This window comes from Bartonella tribocorum (assembly GCF_002778015.1).
In the GTDB taxonomy this organism is placed as follows: Bacteria; Pseudomonadota; Alphaproteobacteria; order Rhizobiales; family Rhizobiaceae; genus Bartonella; species Bartonella tribocorum_B.
In genome coordinates this window covers 1-23,200 of sequence record NZ_NJPP01000030.1, presented here as the reverse complement: position 1 = coordinate 23,200, position 23,200 = coordinate 1, and the positions used below count along the sequence as shown (strand labels likewise).

The window sequence follows — 23,200 nt, the reverse complement described above, 5'->3', positions numbered from 1 at the left end:
GAGCCAAGCATAAAAATGAAATTTGCAAGGAGCCATGTCTTTTTGATGCCTATCCTTCCTTGCACAAAGGCTGCTATTAAAAGCCCAGGAACAGTGGCGAGAAAATAGGAGGTTACAATCCATTGTATATTATTTTCTCCCGTTGAAAAATAATGTGTAAGGTTAGGAAGTATGACATTAACAATGCTTCCATCGAGCAAGGGAAGTATACTGGAAATAATGACGGTATAGATGACATACTTTTCTGATAAGCATTGTGAACTGGTATAACTTTCATAAGCAAGCGCATAGTTTGTTTATGAGAACTCTTTCTTTGTATTTTTTGGATTGTATTCTTTTGACAAATGTTTTTTTTTTTGATTGTATCAAAAAGTTTAAAGAGAGACCGTGTTAGGCTATAAAATGTTTTGTTCAGCTTTTTTTGAAAATAGTGAAAAATATGGACCCCTTTGTGTTGGTTTTGATCCGAGCCATAAAGTTTTGCAATCATGGAATTTGAGCCCAGATTATAAAGGTCTAAAAGATTTTTGCGATATCCTTCTAACAGCGGTTGTGGGGCAGGTGGGGATCATAAAGCCGCAAGCTGCATTTTTTGAGTTATATGGAGTGGAAGGGCTTCAAGCTTTGAAAGAACTCATTGAAAATGCACACAAACAAGGTTTGTTGGTTCTCGTTGATACAAAAAGAGGGGATATTGGCTCTACCGCTGAAGCTTATGGTAAAGCTTGGCTTGGCGGCAATAGCCCCTTCAAAGCTGATGCTATAACAGTCAATCCTTTTTTAGGGTTTGATGCTCTTATTCCTTTGATAAAGATTGCAGAAGAAACAAAAACGGCCGTTTTTATGGTTGTTCAATCGTCTAATCTGGAAGGTAAAGATATTCGCAATGCACGCATTGGGGCTCAAACGGTTTCTGTTCATTTGGCGCAGCGTATTTGTGACTATAATAGCCAGTCTTCAAGTCAATACCGTCATATTGGTCCTATCGGAGCAGTGATTGGCGCAACATTAGGCAATGAAGCAAAAGAAACAATTGAACAGTTAGAAAATAGCCTGTTTCTCGTTCCTGGTATTGGAGCTCAAGGAGGAACAATAACACAATTAACCCAGCAATTTCCTCAAAGGCTATGGAAAAATATTATTCCTTCAATTTCAAGGTCGATTACAGAGGCTGGTCGAAAGAATGTTGATTTAAAAAATGTTATTCACACCTTTGCAGAGCAATCTAAAAGCACACTTCTATCTTAAGTTTTGGGCTCTTGTTCTAAGGGAGAGGCTCTTCCTTATAAATCTTCATTATAAGAAGGATGCTTCTTATTCAGTGTCAAAAAAGATGCTGGGGGATTTGGGGGATCTACAAGCAAATGTTTCTCTTGAAACTTTTTAAAGAAGCATGTGTCTTTTATTTGATGTTGGTATAGGGAGAGTTTTGCCAAGCAAGTGTTAAAAGATAAGTGTTTGAAAAAATGGGGAGAGAAAAATACAGAGATATTGTATAAGATATTGAGGGAAGAGTTCTCTCAAAGACGATGAAATAAGGGCAAATGTGAAAAAGGGCGATTCAGTGGACTTAGAGGAGAGGTAAGAGGTGGGGCATAAGAATATTGGGGGGAATTGGGAAGCTTGGATTGAGGGGGATGCACATTTTCAATTAAATAGAGGGATGAAGGTTGAGAGCGTATATCCAATAGATGAATTTTTACATAAATTTTTTACATGGATTTTTCCATAAATGTTTACTGGGATTTTTGATTTTTTCTCTGCCTTAAAAGTTGAAGATTCTAAATCCATTTCGGTTTGTCAATAATCTGACTTTTTCTTAAAAAAGGTTCCAACCTTCTAACTTCGCATGGGGGTTCTACCCATCTCAATGATGAGGCGTTTACGGGGACGATGTTTTTACGGGATAGCAGAATAATCACTCACCTGAAGTTCGCGTGAAGGATAAAATAAAAGCTTGTTTTGTATTAGTTAAGGATGCTGCCAAGCTGGAGAAATTGATCTTAAGAACAAAGGGGGGTGATCCTTTCATGAAATGCGGGGCTGATGGTATGATTTTGATGCGTGCGTGTTAAAAAATGTGAGAAGCAAATCACTTTTTATTAAAAATAAATTCTGCCAATTTAAAAAAAACTATTTTGATTGCAAAGATCCTGAAACTATTGTACACCTTAAAAGATGTTTTTGGTCGCATACGCAACGACCAATAGGGAACTGAGAACCCTAAATCCGAGCGTGAAAATGAACAACTTTGTGGATATCCCGGAATTCCGGGAGATTTTGCTATGTCCAGGTGCGTTTTCGCACTAAAAGCAAAATGCTGACTCGGATTCAGTGTTTTCAGACTCCCGGAATACTCATTGCGAGGGCGCTCGCAACCGGTGGGGGAAGAAAATGCGAAATCAAAATCTTAATATTGATCTTTTTGTTGGCAAAAAGATTCGCTTTAAAAGAAAAATGTTGGGAATATCTCAAAAAACGTTGGGTCAACATTTAGGTATCACTTTTCAACAAATTCAGAAATATGAAAAAGGCTTAAACCGTGTAAGCGCAGGGCGTTTAAAGGAAATTTCTGATATTTTGAAGGTTCCAGTTTCCTTTTTTTACACTGATATCATTAGGAAAGAGAACACCCCATACCATTATGATGAAATTGCAGCGAGCAAAGAGGAATATTTGCTTTTAAAAAGTTTTAGAGTCCTTACATCTGTCAAACAGAAAGCAATTTTAAAGCTGATTGCTGATCAAAATTAAAACATTTTAAATGATGTATGGTTATTCTCTTTATTTCCTCGTTATTTTAAAAGACGATGCTTTTTAGTCCACACTGACCTTTAAAAAACGTCTGTAACCAGCAGCATGTTTTGTCTCGCCTATGCCTTGCTGCCTTCATATGAATATGTGAGCGACGTTTATTCATAAAGATTCATGAAAGTATTTCGTCGCATCATGGTGATAATGCTTCCATTATTCTCATAATAAAAAAGATTAAATATCAATAGATGAGCTTTAAACTGTGCTAAAAGTTGAAAATTCTAAATCCATTCTGGTTTGTCAATAATCTGATTTTTTCTTAAAAAAGGTTCCAACCTTCTCATTTGGCATGGGGGCTCTACCCATCTCAATGATGGGGCGTTTACGGGGATGAGGCGTTTACGGGGACGATGTTTTTACGGGATAGCAGAATAATCACCCGTCTGAAGCCGCGTGAAGGATAAAAAAAGCTGTTTTGTATTGGTTAAGGATACTGCCAAGCTGGAGGAATTGATCTTAAGAACCAAGGGGGGTGATCCTTTCGTAAAATGCGGGAGACTGATGGTATGATTTTGATGCGTGCGTGTTAAAAAATGTGAGAAGCAGATAATCTCTCATTAAAAATAAATTCTGCCAATTTAAGAAAAACTATTTTGATTGCAAAGATCCTGAAATTACTTTACACCTTAAAAAGTGTTTTGGTCGCATATGCAACGACCAATAGGGCCTTGAAAACCCTATAATCCGAACGCGAAGATAAACCTGCTTTGCGGGTATCCCGGAATTCCGGGAGTTTTTGCTATGTCCAGGTGCGTTTTCGCACTAAAAGCAAAAAGGCTGATTCGGATTCAGTATTTTCAAGCTCCCGGAATACTCATTGCGAGGGCGCTCGCACCCGGTGGGGGAAGAAAATGCGAAATCAAAATCTTAATATTGATCTTTTTGTTGGCAAAAAAATTCGCTTTAGGCGAAAAATGCTGAAGATGTCTCAAAAAACGTTGGGTCAACATTTAGGTGTCACCTTTCAACAAATCCAGAAATATGAAAAAGGCTTAAACCGTGTGAGTGCAGGGCGTTTAATGGAAATTTCCGAGATTTTGAAGGTTCCAGTTTCCTTTTTTTACACTGATATCATCAAGAAAGAAAACATCCCGTACCATTATGATGAAATTGCAGAGAGCAAAGAGAAATATTTGCTTTTAAAAAGTTTTAGAGTCCTCACATCTGTCAAACAGAAAGCAATTTTAAAACTGATTTCTGATCAAAATTAAAACGTTTTAAATGATATGATATATGGTGCACTATTTTCTCTCCTTTCTCTTTATTTTAAAAGACGATGCTTTTTAGTGCACACGGACTTTTAAAAAACGTCTGTAACCAGCAGCGTGATAAAGATTCATGAAAGTATTTAGATGCAGCATGGTGATAATGCTGCCATTTTTTTATAATGAAAACGATTAAACGTTATGAGATGAGCTTTAAGCTCTGCTTCTTTTGACTGTTTCAATTTCGCAAGGGTCTTCCCTTTCTATCGTTTTGCTTTTGTGTTTAGAAGCATTACTCTGTCAATTAAATCGTCTGAACCAGCTCAGTGTCTTGCCTCGCCTATGTTTTGCTGCCTTCATATGAATATGTGAGCGACGTCTCTTCATAAAGATTCATGAAAGTGTCTAGAGACATATGATGGCGATAATGCTTTTGTTTAGCTTTGATTTTTTAACCACTCTAAAGGATTATTTTTCTTAAAGTTCCAATGATCTGTAGACAATAGATTGTAAACAGTTTGGGGATTGTAAACAGTTTAGTTTTTTAAGCGGGGTTCAGCGGTTGGCTTTCTATCACGGTATCTCAAATGATCATGTTTTATGGCACAACAGAATAATCGTTCCCTGTTTTGCAGGTTGGGGGAGTCCTTTATGTTATGAGATTTTTCTCATTTTAAAGTTGTTTATGGTGAAACAAGATCATTTCTTTGTATGTGATAAGTGGTTTTGGGATGGCGTAAAGCACTTGAAGACAAAAAATGCTTTTATGCCTCCTTTTACGTGCCAAGAGCTTTTGCAACATTGAAGGATGAGCCATCATCGGCTTGCAGCTTTATTGAGGCGTTAAGAGAGATGAATGAATAATGGATTTATACTGTTTATGAAGATTTTATCTTACATTCAGAGGGCTTTATGCAAATATCATTATACGATTCATAAGTTTTTTTGAAATGGATAAGAAGGTAGAGAGAAGATATTTTTTTACAGCTAAGTAAATTGGCAATAGAATAGTGTTCTTTGATTGCGGGGGATGTTTTGTGTGGGGGCGTGACATTATGAAGTATAAAATTTTTTAGAAAATTGCTTTAAGGCGGATTGCTTTTGTAAAATAAAAGCCTCTAACATGTTGTTAAAAGCTTTGAGAGCGATAAAGTCATTGCAGCGTGTGTTGCTATGGGATAATGGTTATCCGTGAACACATACTGTTGCTAGAGAATAACATGTCATTGAAACAAGAAACAACCAAAGCCCGCCTACCCCGTGGTTTTGTGGATCGCACAAGTGCACAATTGTATGCTACTGAAACGATGATTGCGCAAATTCGTGAAGTTTATGAACTTTACGGTTTTGAAGCGCTTGAAACACCCATGTTTGAATACACGGATGTGTTGGGAAAGTTTTTACCTGATTCAGATCGTCCCAATGCAGGGGTTTTTTCGCTCCAAGATGATGATGAACAATGGATGTCTTTGCGCTATGATCTGACGGCGCCTCTTGCGCGTTATTTTGCTGAAAATTTTGAAACCTTACCAAAACCGTATCGCAGTTATCGGTTGGGATTTGTTTTTCGCAATGAAAAGCCTGGACCAGGACGGTTTCGGCAGTTTATGCAATTTGATGCGGATATTGTCGGAACACCAACCGTTGCAGCAGATGCTGAGATTTGCATGATGGCAGCAGATAGTTTGGAAAAATTAGGTATTCAGCCGCATGATTATGCTATTCGTTTGAATAACCGAAAAATTCTGGAAAGTGTTTTGCAGTTGATTGGCTTAGGAGAAAGCGGGCAGAGTGAAAAGCGCTTAACGGTTCTTCGAGCAATGGATAAACTGGATAAATTTGGTCCTGAAGGCGTGCGTTTGCTTTTAGGCAAGGGACGTTTGGACGAAAGTGGTGACTTTACAAAAGGAGCTGAACTTCAAGATAAAGAGATTGAATGTATTTTGTCCTTACTCACGATAGAAGCGAAAACGGCAGAAGAAACACTTAATGCTCTCCGACACGTTGTTGGTCAGAGTGCTCAAGGGCTTGAAGGGGTTTGCGAGCTTGAGAAAATGCAAACAATCTTTGCTGCCAATGGGTATCACAATCGCATTAAAATTGATCCTTCAGTGGTCCGTGGATTGGAATATTATACGGGGCCTGTTTTCGAAGCAGCATTGCTTTTTGATGTTTTCAATGATGATAGACAAAAAGTTGTTTTTGGCTCTGTTGGGGGGGGGGGACGCTATGATGGTTTGGTTGCGCGTTTTCGGGGGGAAAATATTCCGGCAACAGGTTTTTCAATAGGGATTTCACGCTTGATTGCTGCTTTGCAAAATCTTGGAAAATTGCCGATAAAAAATCGTCTTGGCCCCGTTGTAGTGCTGATGATGGATAAAGAGCCAGAAGCTATTGTGCGCTATCAAAAAATGGTGATGCAATTGCGAAGTGCAGGAATTTGTGCGGAACTTTATTTGGGAGCATCGGGAATTAAAGCGCAGATGAAATATGCAGATCGGCGCCAAGCTCCTTGTGTGGTCATTCAAGGAACACAAGAACGCGAAAATAGAAAAATACAGATCAAAGACTTAATCGAAGGGGCGCGTTTGTCTCATGAAATTAAGGATAATCAAACATGGCGTGAAAGCCGTCCTGCGCAAGTGATGGTTGATGAAGAACAATTGGTGCAAACAGTACAAGATATTTTAGCAGCCCAAAAACAGTAATGGTTTTGTGAAAGAAATTGTTGCGAAGTGCTTGAACATTTCCTCTTCAATTTTTAAAGTGTGTCTTTTATCTGTTTTCGTGTGCTTAAAATCTTATTTTTTAAAGTTTCTGCGGCATAAAAGAAATTCTTTTAAAAGGTAGAAATAGGTTTTATTTATTCTAGAATAAGTGCTTTTGAAGGCGAAAAAAGAGTTCTTGTTAAGGGCGTGATGTGAACATCTTCGTGAGGCAAAATAAAGGATATTGAAATATTCGAGATCTTTGGCATAACCTTGTTTTAAAAAAATCGAGGGGCAATTATAGGAAATCCAATCGCCTTTAGAAAGATAAACCATTCAGGTGCGTTTAACTTTTGAATTTTCTGTTATTGGTATCATATTTTCTGCTTTTTGATTGTGAACAGCCTAAAATTTCACATTCGTGAAAGATGAAAGAGACTGCAAGCGTTTTATTTGAGAAGATTTATTGCGTTTTAAAAACAACAAATAACTTAAATCAGATAATTTAAAAAGGGAAAATATGAGGGGCCATTATAAGATGTTACAATAATAACTCTTTGACATTGTTCGTTTATTGTAAAATCTATTTTTAAATCGAGAAGAGAGGATATCCCAATATGATTTTACTGTGCTCTATGAAAAAAATCCTTTTATTTAAAAAAACTGAAAATATTGGAAAATCATTTAAAGTGCCTTTTTCAAACTTTGGGTGTGAAGATTTTCCGCAAATCACTTTTTCAGCTGCCCCGTCGTGTCGATGTATGATTTTGGGCTATTATCTCGTGTGGTGAAAGCTTTTTTGGTGATGGTGTGGCAGATAGGGAAAATGTTAGATGGAGATGATGTGGATTTGTGGTTTGATCAAATCATGTTGGATTAGGATATTCTTGAGGAGTTTTTGATTTGTGATCTTTTAATTCAAGAACCTAAATATCTTAATTTTAAAGGCTTTAAAGAAGGTACTCAGGGATTAGAAAGGAATAAAATTGTAGCGAGGGGGACAAAAGAAGGTTGTTATTTTATTAATCCCAATCTTTTTGGTCTTCTTGAATGTGATGAAACTTTTGAGCTTGATGAAGATAAAAACATAAACGCAGTATTATAAATGCAGTATCTATGACAAAAAACGAAAACGAGACGCTGCTTTAGTAATTATTTTGAGAACAAAAGATCTTTAAAAAATAGAAGAGATTCTTGGACGACAGAAAAATTAATCTGTTGAGGGGGCACATTGCTATAGAAGTTTGGGAGGCATATGATAATGGAGTAGTTTTTTCCGTGAGATTTATGTGGTTTCAATGAGGATGCGGATTGTTTTTGGCTAATATTGGTAGGAGCGGATATTGATGAGGGATGCTCTTATAGGTTGTTTTAAAAATAAAAAAAGACATAAATTCCCTCATAAGAAGGAATTTATGTTAGAAAGTTTGCATTTGACAAGTGTATAATTAGTCTTGAAATTAATTTTTCAAGGCTCTTAAAACATTTTGTGGTGAAGAAACTTCATAAGGGTCGGTTGCACAATTGTCTGAAAAACCTGGTTCTTCGAACCATTGTTCAATTACACCATCATTAATAACAGCGGCATAGCGCCATGATCGCATGCCGAAACCAACATTGTCTTTTGCAACCAGCATACCCATTTTGCGCGTGAATTCACCAGAACCATCGGGAATTAATTTCACGTTTTTGATATTTTGCGCTTTTCCCCAAGCATTCATGACAAAAGCATCATTGACAGAAAGGCAATAAATTTCGTTAATACCAGCTTGTTTAAATTCATCATAGAGTTTTTCAAAATCCGGAAGCTGAAAAGTTGAGCAAGTAGGGGTAAAAGCACCAGGAAGAGAAAAAAGGATAACGCGCTTTCCTTTAAAGTAAGCATCAGTTTTAACTTCTTGCCACCGATATGGATTATCTCCCCCTATTGATTCATCGCGTACACGTGTATGAAATGTAACATTGGGAACTGTTTTTTTCATCATAGGGATGCTCCTGTATTTTTTTATAAAAATTGTATTTTAAAACAGCCTTCGTATTTAAAAGCATATGGAAAAGAGCGTTTTAAATAAAAGGGATTCTTAAAAAATTCTTAACTCTAACAAGTGTGCAAATATTTCATACTTGCGTCAAGTGGAATTAATGGTCGACTTTGAATCCTCTTCATCTTAAAATTAAAGGAGAGAATATGAAGGTATTACCATGACCATAAAGACAGTCTTGACCACGGCTTTTGAAGGGCAAAAACCGGGAACATCTGGTTTGCGCAAAAAGGTATCTGTTTTTCAACAACCCCATTATGTGGAAAATTTTATACAATCTCTTTTTGAGAATATTGGACCTCTTGAAGGAAAAATGTTGATTCTTGGGGGGGATGGACGCACTTTTAATCGGACACTCCTTCAGATTGTGTTGAAGATGGCAGCAGCGCATGGTGTTTCTCATGTTAAAATGGGAAGGGGCAGTATTCTTTCGACCCCTGCTGTTTCACATCTTATTCGTAAATACCATGCTCATGGTGGCCTTATTCTTTCTGCAAGCCATAATCCTGGTGGTCCAGAGGGAGATTGTGGGATCAAATATAATATTGCCAATGGTGGACCAGCACCTAATGCTTTATGTGATGCTATTTTTGCAACATCACAGTGTCTTTCCTTCTATAAAACTTTTGAAGCTCCAGACGTTGATTTAGATAAGCAAGGGGTGACCTTTATAGGTGCCATGCAGATTGATATTATTGATCCTGTTGCTGATTATCTTGCTTTGATGCAGGAGATTTTTGACTTTGACTGTATTGCCAAGGCCGTGGCTCGAGGTTTGACTATGCGCTTTGATGCCATGCATGCGGTGACGGGCCCTTATGCCCATGAAATTTTTGAAAAATGCTTAGGATTTTCTGAAGGAACGGTGGTCAACGGCACTCCTTTACCAGATTTTGGAGGCGGTCATCCTGATCCGAATTTGGTTTATGCTAAGGATCTTTATGATTTATTGATGTCAGAGCAAGGACCAGACCTTGGTGCTGCCTCTGATGGTGATGGCGATCGTAACCTCATTATTGGGCGTCACCAATTTGTTTCGCCTTCTGATTCTTTGGCGATTATGGTGGAGCATGCACACCTCATTAAAGGCTATCAGAAAGGTGTTGTGGGAGTAGCGCGTTCTATGCCGACGGGGCGTGCAGCTGATCTGGTTGCGGAAAAACACGGATTAAACTTTTTTGAAACGCCAACAGGATGGAAGTTTTTTGGAACGCTTTTAGATGCGGAGAAAGTAACCTTTTGTGGTGAAGAAAGCTTTGGAACCGGCTCTCATCATATCCGCGAAAAAGATGGTTTATGGGCTGTCTTATTTTGGTTAAATCTCTTAGCGGTAACAGGAAAGACTGTTGCACAAATTGTTCAACAGCATTGGCACAGCTATGGGCGTTTTTACGCACTACGTCATGATTATGAAGAAGTTGAAGAAGACAAAGCTCTGGCGCTCCTAGAGAACTTGCGGGAACACTTACCACAAGCCGGAACCAAAATTGCTGGATTTTTGATCACAAAAGCAGACGATTTTACGTATCATGATCCCGTTGATCAGAGTGTTAGTACGCAGCAAGGTATCCGTATTTTTTTCGAGAATGGCGCGCGGTTGGTGGTTCGTTTATCGGGAACAGGGACGCTAGGCGCTACCTTACGGCTTTATTTTGAACAGTATGAAGGTGATCCGAGAAAACACAATTTAAATCCGCAAGAAGTTCTGCAACCTTTGCAACAGGTGGCACTAAAATTGTTAAATATACAACAAGAATTAGGACGAAACCGCCCTGATATTATCACATGAGAGCATTGGAATGTTTCTGGTAAATATATCGTCATTGATCACATGGGGTATGCTTTTAGGGGTCATAATTGGGAAGCCATGATGTTAGGTGGTATTTGCCATAAGGGAGATTCTCCATTTTCAGGTTCGTTTTGTTCTTTCTACGTTTACATATCGACTGACTTTTCAAAACCAAGTGCTGTAGGTCATCATAATGGGGCATAATGGGAGAATTTATGCCCCATGATTTTTGATGGTTTAATAGAAATGTTTTTGAAAAAGAGTAATTAGAGGGATATCCCTTACCTCAAACAAAATATTATCGTTGTTGTACTTTTCATATGCTTGTCTTAAATAAGCTTTTCTTAAGATACGAAATACCATCTTATATGTGTTGTTTATGAAAAGGATAAGGGGCAATTCATTGAGCAGTACAATTTTTATGCCTATAAAGGAACAAAGTGATATCATCATACACTTAAGGCTTGCTCCCAATGTTGGCTCTTGTATTTGAAAGTATTTCGTCTTTTGAATCTTTTCTTACTCGTTTTATATGGCTCTTCCTATTTGTAACTTGTAAGCGAAAGGATTTGGTTGTTTCAATATAAGAGGAATCTTATGATATGTAGAAGCTCTTTGTACAATGATCAATCATCCTTATAAATATGTATCTGTGGTATGGGATGATCGCATTTACGAATACAGCTGGCAGATCGAGGAAAACATGAGGGACATGTTTTTCTTAAAATAATGGACAATAAGTATTTCTTGCTTTATGACCAGTCATCATGAATGGTTTTTCTTAAAAAGGGAAATTTATGACCCAATATCCCAAATGTCCTCCCCAATATCCCAAATGTCCTCATTGTGATTGTCTTTATACTTATGAAGAAGGTGAAAATTTTGTGTGTCCCGAATGTGCACATGAATGGCCACAAAAGAATGACGATACTGTTCTTTCCGATTCTGTCTATGATGCTAATGGTCAGATTTTGACAAACGGGGATACCGTTATGGTGATAAAAGACTTGAGAGTAAAAGGTGCTTCCTCTGTTTTAAAAGGGGGGACGAAGGTGAAAAATATTCGCTTGGTGGATGGGGATCATAATATTGATTGCAAAATTCCTGGAATTGGCCCAATGAGCTTAAAGTCGGAATTTGTTAAAAAAGTTTAGGCGTTTATCCTTTTGCAATTGTTTTTGCTTTTCGTTGGTTTGCTATTTTCATGTTTTTTTCCAAGTGGGGCTATTCTTTTCTAATAGAAAACTTTTTTATTTCATAGATTATGCCAATTAAATAGGCACACTATCTTTACTCTTATGGAAATACAAAAGCTGTGCCTTGCGAGAGAAATGCAGTCTTTGTCTTTTTTCTTAGAATATGCTCTCAAGACTGGATGTTGATTGATAAGAAACAGTAAAAGTATGCGCTTGATGAGACAAATAATGCTGTAAAATGAAAACTTATTTCTGCTGAATTGAAGAAATATTCTACCTTTTTGTCAGATCATTTTCAAAACAACCCTAATAGATCTGGCTTTGATTTATTTTGACAAATATTTGTACACACTTTTTGCGCCATATTTCATGGAGATGAAATTGAGGATGATAGAGGCAAAGTTCTTGATTTCAAGAATAGAAAACGTCGCTATAATACTTTAAAAGGTATTTTTTAATATTTCTCAAGCCCATTTCGTCATGATATTCATGAATGCTATAATGTAAAAGCTGTTGAGTGCTCCATCTTTATGTTTCATAAAAGGGTAACACCATCATACACTTTGCTGGTTATCAATATTGCAACAGTTTTTATATTTGTCCTTATGTTGCGTTCTTATATTTGAAAAGGTTTATAAGAAGTATTTAAAAAATCGTTTTTGTTATCATCTAATTTTTTGTGTGTGAGCGAATGATTTTGGTTGATGCAATAAACACAATTAAAATGAGAAGTAGGATTTCCATTCAAGGTGTAAAAGTATGATCCTTGTCGCTTGGTTGCTATAAGAGGCATTCTGCAAGACTTTATCAATGAAAACACTGAAAATGATGAGGAAAAGAGGATCAGTGTGTATTTCTGTCTTACACTATTTTCTTTTTGCTGTAATGGATCTGCATTTTGGGGGTAAAATTGCACGACGAGATCATGAGATAAAATAAATTTAAAGCGCATCCCTACGTCTATGGGGGTTTTGCTAATGGGGTTGTTCAGACTATGATGCCTTTAAAGGGGGCAAAAGCCATTTTAATGTATAGGGGGTAGTGAAAGGGAAACCTATAGATTTTTTTAAGCAGTCCTGTATTTTTATGACAGCATGGCTTATGTCTAAAATTGTGAGAAACAAAATGGTGTAAGATTTTTGCATCCCATGTTTTAAGCCTTGTTGAAAAAAGATAATCTGTATGGTCGTTTTCCCTATTAAGGTTGATATTCATTGGGGCATGGCTTCAACGCCTAAAACTTCAGGGATAAAATGGCGTAAAAGATTTTCAATACCATGTTTAAGCGTTGCCGTTGAAGAGGGACACCCAGCGCATGCTCCCCGCATATTGAGATAAACAATACCATTTTCAAATCCGCGAAAAGTAATATCGCCACCATCATTGGCAACGGCTGGACGAATACGTGTTTCAAGCAGTTCTTTAATGGTTAAGACAATATCAGCATCTTTTTCGTCATAAAATTCTTCGTTAAGGGCATGAGCTTCTGCTTGTATTGTCGCGCTGGTGGTAATGACAGGCTCATTGGACAAAAAATGTTCCATAATTGTGCCTAAAATGATGGGTTTGAGATGTTGCCACTCCCCTTCTTTTTTGCTTATGGTGATGAAGTCATAGCCTAAAAAAACACCATTAACATTGGGAATATTAAACAGTTTAGCTGCTAAAGGTGAATTTTTAGCGGCTTCTTCACTATCACGAAATTCTAATACACCCTCGGAAAGTACTACACGACCTGGTAGAAATTTAAGTGTTGCAGGATTTGGTGTTGTTTCAGTTTGGATAAACATAGTCTTTCCTTTTATAGTGAAGGATTAAGAAGATCATTATATTTTAGAATATTATATTTTTTAGGCAATAGACTGAATATCTTCATCGGCCAGATTGCTTGGAATGACGATAACAGGAATCGAAAAAGCGGTTCCTTTATTTCCGATTAATTGGATAAGAGGACCTGGTCCTTCTTTATGTTCGCTGGCTGCTAAAACAATCAGTGCAATTCTTTTATCTTCGTCGATCAGTTTGGAAATTTCATCAATCTTTTTCCCCTCGCGCACCACTATTTCTGTTTCAAGTGCGTAGGAGGTACAGACTTCATTGGCAATATCTCCTAATATTTTATGAGCACTTTGCGTTGATTCTGCGCGCATAACATTGTTTACACCCAAAAAATGTTGAAATTCCGCACTATCAACGACACAAAACAAGACCAAAGTTCTATTGGTGTTTTGGGCATGCTGTGCGGCAAACGCAACGGCACGCCGACACTCAGGGGTTTCATCGATAATGACTAAGTTTTTTTTCTTGGGTTCTTTTTTCGGATTTTTGGGTTTAGAAATCATGCACTTTCTCTATTTTGTACAAACGATTTTTTTGCTCTCTACCAGTTTTTAATTTTATTGTTTTTATGTATCGTGCAAAAATCCAACAATTTCACGAATTTTTTTCATATTTTCTTCTGCAAGCATACTAGCACGTTTAGCGCCGTCATGCAAAACAGAGTCGATATAACCACTTTCTTGATGAAGACGACGTAATTCTTCTGTTATCGGGGCAAGCTTATGGACGGCAAGGTCGGCTAGAGCTGTTTTAAAATGTGAAAATTGATGACCAGAAAACTCTAAGAGAATCTTTTCTTTGTTGACTTTGGCAAAGGCCGCATAAATACCAAGAAGGTTATCCACTTCGGGTCGTCCTTTTAAAGCGGCAAGGGTATCGGGAAGAGGCGCGGAATCCGTTTTGGCTTTGCGTATTTTTTTTGCGATAAGATCAGCATCATCGGTCAAATTAATGCGTGAAAAATCTGAAGGATCTGATTTTGACATTTTTTTTGTCCCATCGCGTAACGACATAACGCGTGTGGCTGTTGTTCCAATCAGCGCTTCTGGGAGGGGAAAAAAGCCTTGTTTTTTTTCTTCATCCGTTTGCATAGAGGTACCAAAATTTAATTCGGCAATACGGTGTGCATAGTCGTTGTTAAATTTTTGTGCAATATCGCGTGTTAGTTCAACGTGCTGTTTTTGATCTTCTCCCACAGGAACATGCGTTGCACGATAGACTAAAATATCAGCAGCCATCAATGTGGGATAAGCAAAAAGCCCAAGAGATGCTTTTTCACGATCTTTCCCTGCTTTATCTTTAAATTGTGTCATACGTTGAAGCCAGCCAATACGGGCAACACAATTTAAAGTCCAGGCGAGTTCAGCATGTTGAAAAACACGTGATTGATTGAAAATAATGTGTTTTTGGGGATCAATACCCGCGGCTAAAAAGGCTGCTGTCACTGTTCTGGTGGATTCGCGTAAAATAAGGGGATCAGGGTTGACGGTAAGCGCATGCATATCCACAACACAATAGAGGCAGTGATAAGTGTTTTGTAGTTCCACCCAATTCTGAAGGGCTCCAAGATAATTGCCAAGATGTAAGTGACCACTTGGTTGTACGCCGGAAAAAACAAGGGGGGCGAAGGTATCCATACGGAGTGCTCTTTCTTTAATTCAAGGTTATTCGTTTGATTATTGTTGACAGAGTATAGATATTATGGACGTTTTTTCAAATTTTTAAGTATGTAAAAAAAGGAACGAGGGGCAGATAAAAAATAGGCACTCAAATAGATCAATAATATGCCGAGCATAATCCCCGCTAAAGTGCTGGCACGCAAGAAAAAAGAGGCTTGTGAGGATAAAGGAAAAGATAAAAATTCAAGCACATTTAATCCGTAATAAAGGGCTAGTGCACTCAAAAGGGAAGCAATCATGAGGCATAATATTCGCTTGATCAGTTGGATGTCGTGTTTCCAATAATCACGTTTGATAAGGACTCCCAAAAGCAAGAGTGTATTGACCCATCCAGAAGTAATTTCAGCAATAACAATGCCTCGTGCGGATAGAATAGGAAATAATGTTAAGGCGAGGCTGATATTGATGAAAACGCAAATGCCTGTAAAAATCATCGGTGTTTTGGTATCTTCATGGGCAAAAAAATTAGGAATAAAGACCTTAATGAGAACAAAAGCAGGAAGTCCTAGTCCATAAAGTTCCAGTAATTGTGCAACATGGTGTGTTGATTGACTGGTAAACTGTCCTCGCTCAAAGAGTAAACTGACAATAGGGGTGGAGAGTAGCAAAAAAGCGATGGATGCGGGGAGTGTTAACAATAGCGTTAATTCAATAGAGCGGTTTTGCAAATGGTGGGTTTCTTCCTGCTTTTTGCTCCGCAAAGCGCGGGTTAATTCTGGCAAAAGAACGGTTGCAACAGCAATGGCGATGACACCTAAAGGCAATTGATAAAGACGATCAGCATACATCAAAGAAGAGACTGCTCCTGATTGACTAGAAGCAATGTTGGTATTGATGAGCAAATTAATTTGTGTGATGCCACCCGTGATAGCAGCAGGAAACGCTAAAGTTAATAGCTTGCGAACATTCGGTGTTAAATTGGGATGGCGGAAGAAAATTTTCATACCACTTTGACGCAAAGCAACGGCAATTAAAGCAAGTTGAAGAAGCCCTGCGGCTAACACTCCCCAAGAGAGATTTAAACCGATATGCCAAGCGTCAAGTTGATAGATCCAAGCATAGGCCAGTACAGCAATCAGAATAATATTTAAAAAGAGCGGGGCAATGGCGGCAATAAAATAACGTCGCAGAGCATTGAGCATGCCCCCCATCATAGCGGCGAGTGACATGCAAGTTAAATAGGGAAACATAATCGCAGTAAAGTGAATTGTCGCGTTGAATTTTGTTGCATCTTCAGTAAAACCTGGAGCAATAACGGTTCGTACTAAAAAAGGCATACTCAGTTCCATAACAATCGTTAACAGTAAGAGTAGCGAAAAAAGAACGCCAAAGACTTCTTCTGCAAATTTGCTCGCAGCTTTTTGACCGTCTTCAGTGATTTTTTTTGCAAAAAGAGGAATGAAAGCAGCATTAAAGGCGCCTTCAGCAAAAAAACGGCGGAATGTATTGGGAAAACGAAAAGCAGCGTTAAAGGCATCAGAAACAGGACCCGTTCCTAGTGCTGCTGCCATAAGCATTTCGCGGACGAAGCCAAAAATACGGCTCATGAGGGTTCCGGAAGCAACTGTTGCAATTTTTTTAATCAATGTCATAAAGATATATCGGGTTTATAGTAAAAGAAAAGCGTTGATTAGAAGAAATAAGCCGTTTTAAATTGTGAAAATCTGATCTGTATGTCCATACAAAAATATATTTGTGCAGCGTTTTACGATGGTGTTTGTCTTTCTGTCAATAATGATGCGTGAAGTCTTTTAAAATGCTCCCTGTTTAGGGTTATATTACAATTTTTATTGTTGCCATAAAATAATTAAAATTTCTTTTTCAAACTGAAATATGAAAGCGATGTCATAACATCATAACAGTTGAGACTATATAATGGTCATTTCTCTCTAGGATGTGATGTTCGTGAAGAGAGCAACACAGCGGCTTTCTTTTGGGCGTGAGGGGTATGGCTCTTCTTCAAAGAACGCACATAAAATAAAAATGTGAAGAAATGTGCAATTTCCAAGATTGAAAAGATAGTGCTTTGGAGGTTTTAAAAAGTTTGTCAGGATGAGCTTAAAAGTGATGGCAAAGTGCGTGATTGGTTTTCACCTTTACGGCTTTATGTGTTCCCTAAATAAGGCTGCCTTCCCATTTCAGAGATTTCCATAATAGAGGATGGCAAGACGTGATCTTTCAAAAGCGTTTTGCTTGGTTGATGAGAGCAAAATCTGAGACAATAAAGTTGCTTGCTTATGGTTTTGGCATCTTATTGATGCACAATTAGTTTGCCGATAAAGGCAATATTTTTTACCAGAGAGGGCTTTTTTATTAGAGAGGGAAAAAATTAAAGCTTATATGATTTTTAGAGATTCATGGCTTTTGTGTACTGTGTTTTGCGTGGTTGAATGTTTTCTGTCATTTTTTGTGTTCTACTTGCTTCTTTATCAAGAATGCTAGAACATGTTTTTTCAGTATTTTCCTTTATCAATTGATGCTTGTTTTGTGCTGAGTACTCATTAAATTTGTAGTCGTGAAAATGCGTGGAGGATATATCTTGTTCTATCTCTTTGATACATTTTGCGATTCCTATAATCTCTTTTGCCTTGGCGGTTGATATGCCAAGATCCTTAGCAAGTTTTCTAGGCTTATTTTCCTTTATAGCTTCACGTTCACTTGAAGATAAGTGTTCATTTATTTTGTCGATATAATGCGTTATTTCTCCCCTTAATGCAGAAGCGTTTGATAATATTTCTTGCTGTTTTTCTTTTGGCAAGGAAAGGAGACTTTTCATCCAAACCTTAGGCATTATCAATTGATACTTGTTTTGTGCTGAGTGCTCATTAAATTTGTAGTCGTGAAAATGTGCGGGGTATATGTCTTGTTCTATCCCTTTGATACGTTTTACGATTTCTATAATATCTTTTGCCTTGGCGGTTGATATGCCAAAACTCTTAGCAAGTTTTTGAGGATTATTTTCCTTTATAGCTTCATATTCATTTGAGGATAAGCGTTCATTTATTTTTTTGCTATAACGCGCTATTTTTCCCCTTAATTTAGGAGAGTTTGATAATATTTCTTTCTGTTGTTCTTTTGGCAAGGAAAGGAGACTTTTCATCTCAACCTTAGGCATTTCTACCGCCTGTTCACAGCGTCTTTGTTTTGCGTGATGGTCACGAAAAATTTCTCTTTCTGTTTGCGTAAAAATATTGATATAAGAATCAATAGCTCTAGAAAGAGGCAAAATATTTGCTTCAGCATTGGCGCGTGCGTTATTTTTTATGCCACATATATTGATACCAGAAAGCTTAGAAATGGATCGAGCAGATGTGGCAATTTGATAGGCGAGCTGTCCTACCTCCGTGGGATTTTCATGGATCTTCTCAATTTTTTCCTGCAAAATATGCCGATTGCCATAAACGATTTTGCATAAAGTTTCGATTTCTGTTCTTTTTGCTTGAAGTGATGCGTCGTTTTTTACCCTCATAAGAATTTGATCGCGTGTCAGGGGCGCTATTTCTTTTGCACCGATCAGCACTTCTTGCGGGTGTTGAACGCTTGATGCTGTAAAGGAGGTGGCATTCTCCATTTGTAATCTTTGTATTGGCTTTAATGTATGCTTTTCTTCGGGTTTAGGTGATGAGGATAATTTTTTAGATGAAGGGAGAGGAGCAGTGTTTGTTGTTTTTGTATCATTATCCCAGTATGCCATTGCTTTTTGGGGATGACGTTCTGTTCTTTCTTGCTGGTTTCGTTGTGGGCTTTGAGCATTTGGTGCTGTAAAGGAGAAGTTCTCACCAACTGTTAATGTTTGTATTTGCGCTGGTGTGAGATCTTTTTTATTTCCCAAGATGAGAGTTCCTTGAACATCCATCATAAAGCCTTTGTTTCCACAGCCTCTATAGGTCCCATGATAGGTTTCTCCGTCTTTTGCGAAGACAACAAGAGAATAATTGTTTTCACCCATTCCAAGATCTCTCATAGCGTTGGTGAATTCTTGTAAAATGAGAAATTTGTCTGGATTGGAGATATCTTCAAGTAGATGCTTCATAGGCTCTGAATCGCCACGTTCCATGGCAGCCGTGCGGACAAAGTTTTTACGTTTTTTGCTCACAATTGAAAAATCTAGTTTATGTCCTGCTGCTTGCCCAAGTTTTTCAACAAACAGTCTCTTTGTGCGCCTATTGCCCTCTCTGAAAGGATGCAAGTGGTGCAAATTTATCATTATTTCAGCAGCATGTTCAACAAACTCTTCTCGGGATAAGCCTTGGAAATTATTGTTTTCAGAAAGTGTTTTATCTAACTTTTCTAGTCCCTCCTGTATTTTTCTGCCAACCGCAAAAGGTTTTGTAAATTCTTTTCTTTTCAAAATGGGCATGGAAGCAACACTGCCATCTTCAAATGTAAAAGGCTCTTCGCGGGTTTGTCCTGCCCATTCAAATGTATTGGAAAAAAGACGTTGATGAAGATATTTTAGATAGGAGGAATTAAGCTTCTCTGGTGGAGGTTCTTTGCGCAGTTTGATGATTTCTTTTTTTACATCATCAGAACACCGTCCCATTAATAGTTGTTTATTTTTGATGTGGTATTTATTTTTAAGCACGTTGCTATCGGGGTAGAAAAAATTTTGCGATGCTTCTTTGATTTGTTTAGAAATAGTTGCATTTATTGCAGAGTGGTGTTCTTGTAATTCTTCTCGTTTAGAGGAGGCAGAATGTTCTGTGTTTTCTTTCATGCATGCTCCTTTCAAGTTTTTAAATTTGTTTTTTAAAATCTTCTTTTTATATTTTTGCATTATATTGTTTTTCTAGCTTTTTTGCAAAGAAGAATGCCTATTTGAATGATTGAAAAAATTTAATCTCTTTCACATGGAACCAAGTCTAATGATGGAATAACGTCAATGTTGGTCATTTTTACGAAATATTACCGTAAAGTTTTATCAATGCATTTTGTCATATGACAGTTTATTCAAATTTTTCTGTATATTATGCGCCAATTTTAATGCAATTTTGGCAAGATAATTGCATTAAGGTTTTGTATGATAAGCCAATGATTATGAGACCATTACGACAACGCCATTACTTTTGATGTTTTAGCGCGGTGAGATCGAGTTAGAAGTTGCTCTTCTTGCTTCGATGTTTCAGAAATCTCTTGATGCCGCTTTTCTTTTGTCTGTTCAGGGACCTGTAGTCCTTGATACTTTTGCAATTTTTTATCAAGATCAGTAAGCTTTTTATGCATTTGCTCAATGACATCTTTCAACTCTTGTATCGATTTTTCATTAGGATAAATAGGCAGTTGATGGCTTTGTTGTTCTATTTGATGGTTTTTCACAATAGTATTTCTCACCTGTTGTACTGTATCAACATAATTCCTAATGGTGCTACAAAGAGTAGGAAGATGTTCTTCAGCGACTATTCGTTCTGCATTTTTAAAGAGAAAGATTCCCCTCCCAGCAAGTGGAGAAAAATGTGTAGGATTCCTTTCCATTTGAGATATAAGCTCTTTTCCTACCTCTGGATTTTTGTGTATATCATCTATTTTATATTGCAAAATAAGAGGGTCTTTATAAACTTTGTGACTCAAAAATTTGACCTCTCTTTCACCATGTTTAACCGATGGATCTTGTTGAACTCTGCGGGTAATTTCATAATTTGAAAGAGGTGGTATTGTATTTTTTTTGTTAAGATCAGTAAGCTGTTTATAGCTTCGTTGTTGTTCTATCTGATGATTTTGCACAATAGTATCTTTCGTCTGTTGTACTATATCCGCATAATCCTTAATGGCGGTACAAAGGGTAGGAATATGTTCTTCAGCGGTTTTTCGTGCTGCAGTTTTTATGCCAAAGATTTCCCTCCCAGCAAGTGGAGAAAAATATGTGCGATCCCTTTCAATTTGAAATACAAGCTCTTCCCCTATCGCTGGAATTTTTTGCATGTCTTCTATTCTATATTGAAAAATAAAAGGGTTTCCATAAACTATCTCACTCCAAAATTTAACCTCTCTTTCAACATATTTAACCGATGGATTTTGTTGAATTCTGTGGGTAATTTCACGATTTGAAAGATTCTGGATTGTCTTTTCTTGTCTCGCTTGTTGATGCTGTTCTTGCATTTGAGAACTTTGTGAAGTATCCTCTTGTATGCGTTTTATAGTGAATATAAAATCCTCTACGGTAGAGTGTAGGCGTTTAAGCGATTTTTTAGCCTCTTTGCGCGTATGATTTCTTATGCCAAGAATCTGTATACCAGCAAGATCAGAAATAGACTGAGGGTTTTTTGCTAGATCCCATAAGAGCTGTTCTCCTAAATCGAGGTTGTCTTTGACTTTTTGTATTTTTTGATCTAAAATAAGCCGGTTACCAAAAGCCTTATTGCACAAAAAGCGTATTTCTTCTTGATATGCTTCGAGCAATAGCTTTCTTTCCATTGGATTAGTAGAATGAGTAAATGCTTTGATTTTAGGTTTGTGGGCGTCTATGCTGGTTTGCTCGCTGCTTTTTATATCCCATAAGAGCTGTTCTTTCATATAGGGGTTTTCTTTGATTTTTGATGCTCTTCGTTCTAGAACAAGCCGTTTACCCAAAGCCTTGTTGTCCAATATTTTTTCTTGATTTTCTTCGAACAATAGCTGTCTTTCCATTGGATTAACAGGCTCTTGGGCTTCTCTACAGGTTTGCTTTTGGTCTTTCATGTGTGGGTCCTTTTGTGCAGTAGGCGTTGCATAGATATTTTCGTCTTCTTGTTCGTGAGAAGATCTTGGTTGTTCACTTGGTGTTTTTAGTCTAACGATTGGTGTGATGGTTTCAGGTTTTGGGGTTTCTCTACTGGTTTGCTCCTGGTCTCTCATGTGTAGGGCCGCTCGTGCAGTAGGTGTTGCGTAGGGATTTTCGTCTTCTTGTTCGTGAGAAGATCTTGGTTGTTCACCTGGTGTTTTTGGTCTAACGATTGGTGTGATGGTTTCAGGTTTTGGGGTTTCTCTRCTGGTTTGCTCYTGGTCTCTCATGTGTRGGGYCGYTYGTGCAGTAGGTGTTGCGTAGGGATTTTCGTCTTCTTGTTCGTGAGAAGATCTTGGTTGTTCACCTGGTGTTTTTAGTCTAACGATTGGTGTGATGGTTTCAGGTTCTTGGGCTTCTATGCTGGTTTGCTCTTGGTCTCTCATATGTGGGGTCGTTTGTGCAGTAGGTGTTGCGTAGGGATTTTCGTCTTCTTGTTCGTGAGAAGATCTTGGTTGTTGTTCTGTCTGATGATTTTGCACAATGGGGTCTCTCAACTGTTTTACCGCATCAGCATAATCCTTAATGGCGGTACAAAGGGCAGGAATATATTCTTCAGCCTCTTTGCGCGCACGATTTTTTTTGCCAAAAATCTTTCTACCAGCAAGCTCAGAAATAGACAGAGGCTTTTCTGTTAGATCCCGTAAGAGCTGTTCTCCCACATCAAGGTTGTCTTTGATGCTTTCTATTCTTTGATCTAAAATAAGCCGCTTACCAAAAACCTTGTTGCACAAAAAGCGTATTCCTTCTTGATGCTCTTCGAGTGATATCTTTTTTTCCATTGGATTAATAGATGTTTTTGGTTCGTTAGATGATCCTGGTTGTTCACTTGGTGTTTTTGACCTAACGCTTGGGGCGATGGTTTCAGGTTTTGGGACTTCTATACTGATTTGCTCAGTGTCGTTCATGTGTAGAGACGTTTGTGTTGTAGGTGTTGCATAGAGATTTTCGCTCTCTTGAGTTGTTGATGTATTTTGTTCTCTATCTTTTGCACGTGGTGGTTTTGATGGAGCTTTTTTTGTATGCGTGGAGGGGTCCTCTGGATTTTCTGTGCTGAGGGGGATTGTGGCGGCTTGCGTGCTTTGAAAACCTTGGGGAGGGTTGGTGAGGGATTGTTCATCCTGTTGTTGAAATTTTTGCATCATTTCGACTATTCTAGGGGAGGGGGATC

General features: G+C 37.8%; 14 protein-coding genes and 1 pseudogene. 7 read left to right on the top strand and 8 right to left on the bottom strand.

Annotated elements, in window-relative coordinates:
- On the bottom strand, positions 1-200 hold a 200-nt coding region (locus CEV08_RS09715; RefSeq protein ID WP_348602898.1), incomplete at its 3' end, for an MFS transporter.
- A gap of 202 nt (positions 201-402) precedes the next feature.
- On the opposite strand from CEV08_RS09715, the gene pyrF reads away from it, so the two are divergent.
- The 5 genes from pyrF (at position 403) to CEV08_RS10015 (ending at position 7,832) form a co-directional block, all read left to right on the top strand.
- Positions 403-1,248 carry an orotidine-5'-phosphate decarboxylase gene (gene pyrF, locus CEV08_RS07320; protein WP_100131013.1) on the top strand — a complete coding sequence of 282 codons (846 nt, stop codon included), beginning with the start codon at positions 403-405 and terminating at the stop codon, positions 1,246-1,248.
- A gap of 1,146 nt (positions 1,249-2,394) precedes the next feature.
- Positions 2,395-2,754, top strand: coding sequence for a helix-turn-helix domain-containing protein (locus CEV08_RS07315; protein ID WP_100131012.1), 360 nt, complete (start codon positions 2,395-2,397; stop codon positions 2,752-2,754).
- Between the two features lie 911 nt (positions 2,755-3,665).
- On the top strand, positions 3,666-4,025 hold the full coding sequence (locus CEV08_RS07310) for a helix-turn-helix domain-containing protein (protein ID WP_100131011.1): 360 nt from the start codon (positions 3,666-3,668) through the stop codon (positions 4,023-4,025).
- A 1,214-nt stretch (positions 4,026-5,239) separates the two neighbouring features.
- Complete coding sequence (gene hisS, locus CEV08_RS07300) at positions 5,240-6,727, top strand: histidine--tRNA ligase (RefSeq protein WP_100131009.1); 1,488 nt, start codon at positions 5,240-5,242, stop codon at positions 6,725-6,727.
- Between the two features lie 898 nt (positions 6,728-7,625).
- Positions 7,626-7,832, top strand: coding sequence for a hypothetical protein (locus tag CEV08_RS10015; RefSeq protein WP_245407068.1), 207 nt, complete (start codon positions 7,626-7,628; stop codon positions 7,830-7,832).
- Between the two features lie 355 nt (positions 7,833-8,187).
- Here CEV08_RS10015 and CEV08_RS07290 read toward each other — a convergent pair whose 3' ends face one another.
- The gene (locus CEV08_RS07290; protein ID WP_100131008.1) at positions 8,188-8,712 is read right to left on the bottom strand and encodes a peroxiredoxin; all 525 of its coding nucleotides are present in this window, start codon (positions 8,710-8,712) and stop codon (positions 8,188-8,190) included.
- A gap of 217 nt (positions 8,713-8,929) precedes the next feature.
- On the opposite strand from CEV08_RS07290, the gene CEV08_RS07285 reads away from it, so the two are divergent.
- Entirely contained in the window at positions 8,930-10,558 is a 1,629-nt protein-coding gene (locus CEV08_RS07285; protein ID WP_100131007.1) for an alpha-D-glucose phosphate-specific phosphoglucomutase, read from the top strand.
- 797 nt (positions 10,559-11,355) lie between these two features.
- A complete protein-coding gene (locus CEV08_RS07280; protein WP_100131006.1) occupies positions 11,356-11,712 on the top strand; it encodes a zinc ribbon domain-containing protein YjdM in 357 nt (118 codons plus the stop codon).
- A gap of 1,253 nt (positions 11,713-12,965) precedes the next feature.
- On the opposite strand, the gene CEV08_RS07275 is transcribed toward CEV08_RS07280, so the two are convergent.
- From CEV08_RS07275 to CEV08_RS07250, 6 genes and pseudogenes are all read right to left on the bottom strand, one after another.
- The gene (locus CEV08_RS07275; protein ID WP_100131005.1) at positions 12,966-13,544 is read right to left on the bottom strand and encodes a NifU family protein; all 579 of its coding nucleotides are present in this window, start codon (positions 13,542-13,544) and stop codon (positions 12,966-12,968) included.
- A 60-nt stretch (positions 13,545-13,604) separates the two neighbouring features.
- Positions 13,605-14,096 carry a universal stress protein gene (locus CEV08_RS07270; RefSeq protein ID WP_100131004.1) on the bottom strand — a complete coding sequence of 164 codons (492 nt, stop codon included), beginning with the start codon at positions 14,094-14,096 and terminating at the stop codon, positions 13,605-13,607.
- Between the two features lie 63 nt (positions 14,097-14,159).
- Positions 14,160-15,230 carry a tryptophan--tRNA ligase gene (gene trpS / locus CEV08_RS07265; protein ID WP_100131003.1) on the bottom strand — a complete coding sequence of 357 codons (1,071 nt, stop codon included), beginning with the start codon at positions 15,228-15,230 and terminating at the stop codon, positions 14,160-14,162.
- Positions 15,231-15,292: 62 nt separating this feature from the next.
- Positions 15,293-16,864 (bottom strand): murein biosynthesis integral membrane protein MurJ, encoded by a 1,572-nt coding sequence (murJ, locus tag CEV08_RS07260; RefSeq protein WP_100131002.1) that lies wholly within the window; start codon positions 16,862-16,864, stop codon positions 15,293-15,295.
- Between the two features lie 755 nt (positions 16,865-17,619).
- Positions 17,620-19,989 carry a BID domain-containing T4SS effector gene (locus tag CEV08_RS07255; protein ID WP_100131001.1) on the bottom strand — a complete coding sequence of 790 codons (2,370 nt, stop codon included), beginning with the start codon at positions 19,987-19,989 and terminating at the stop codon, positions 17,620-17,622.
- A gap of 329 nt (positions 19,990-20,318) precedes the next feature.
- Positions 20,319-23,200, bottom strand: a pseudogene (locus CEV08_RS07250) (BID domain-containing T4SS effector); the annotation flags it as partial.

What these genes read in the sequence shown, in the direction of transcription:
- CEV08_RS07275 (WP_100131005.1), bottom strand. Translation starts at nt 13,544, where the DNA reads ATGTTTATCCAAACTGAAACAACACCAAATCCTGCAACACTTAAATTT.
- CEV08_RS07280 (WP_100131006.1), top strand. Translation starts at nt 11,356, where the DNA reads ATGACCCAATATCCCAAATGTCCTCCCCAATATCCCAAATGTCCTCAT.
- CEV08_RS07285 (WP_100131007.1), top strand. Translation starts at nt 8,930, where the DNA reads ATGACCATAAAGACAGTCTTGACCACGGCTTTTGAAGGGCAAAAACCG.
- CEV08_RS07255 (WP_100131001.1), bottom strand. Translation starts at nt 19,989, where the DNA reads ATGAAAGAAAACACAGAACATTCTGCCTCCTCTAAACGAGAAGAATTA.
- CEV08_RS07310 (WP_100131011.1), top strand. Translation starts at nt 3,666, where the DNA reads ATGCGAAATCAAAATCTTAATATTGATCTTTTTGTTGGCAAAAAAATT.
- trpS (WP_100131003.1), bottom strand. Translation starts at nt 15,230, where the DNA reads ATGGATACCTTCGCCCCCCTTGTTTTTTCCGGCGTACAACCAAGTGGT.
- CEV08_RS07290 (WP_100131008.1), bottom strand. Translation starts at nt 8,712, where the DNA reads ATGATGAAAAAAACAGTTCCCAATGTTACATTTCATACACGTGTACGC.
- CEV08_RS07315 (WP_100131012.1), top strand. Translation starts at nt 2,395, where the DNA reads ATGCGAAATCAAAATCTTAATATTGATCTTTTTGTTGGCAAAAAGATT.
- hisS (WP_100131009.1), top strand. Translation starts at nt 5,240, where the DNA reads ATGTCATTGAAACAAGAAACAACCAAAGCCCGCCTACCCCGTGGTTTT.
- CEV08_RS07270 (WP_100131004.1), bottom strand. Translation starts at nt 14,096, where the DNA reads ATGATTTCTAAACCCAAAAATCCGAAAAAAGAACCCAAGAAAAAAAAC.
- pyrF (WP_100131013.1), top strand. Translation starts at nt 403, where the DNA reads ATGTTTTGTTCAGCTTTTTTTGAAAATAGTGAAAAATATGGACCCCTT.
- murJ (WP_100131002.1), bottom strand. Translation starts at nt 16,864, where the DNA reads ATGACATTGATTAAAAAAATTGCAACAGTTGCTTCCGGAACCCTCATG.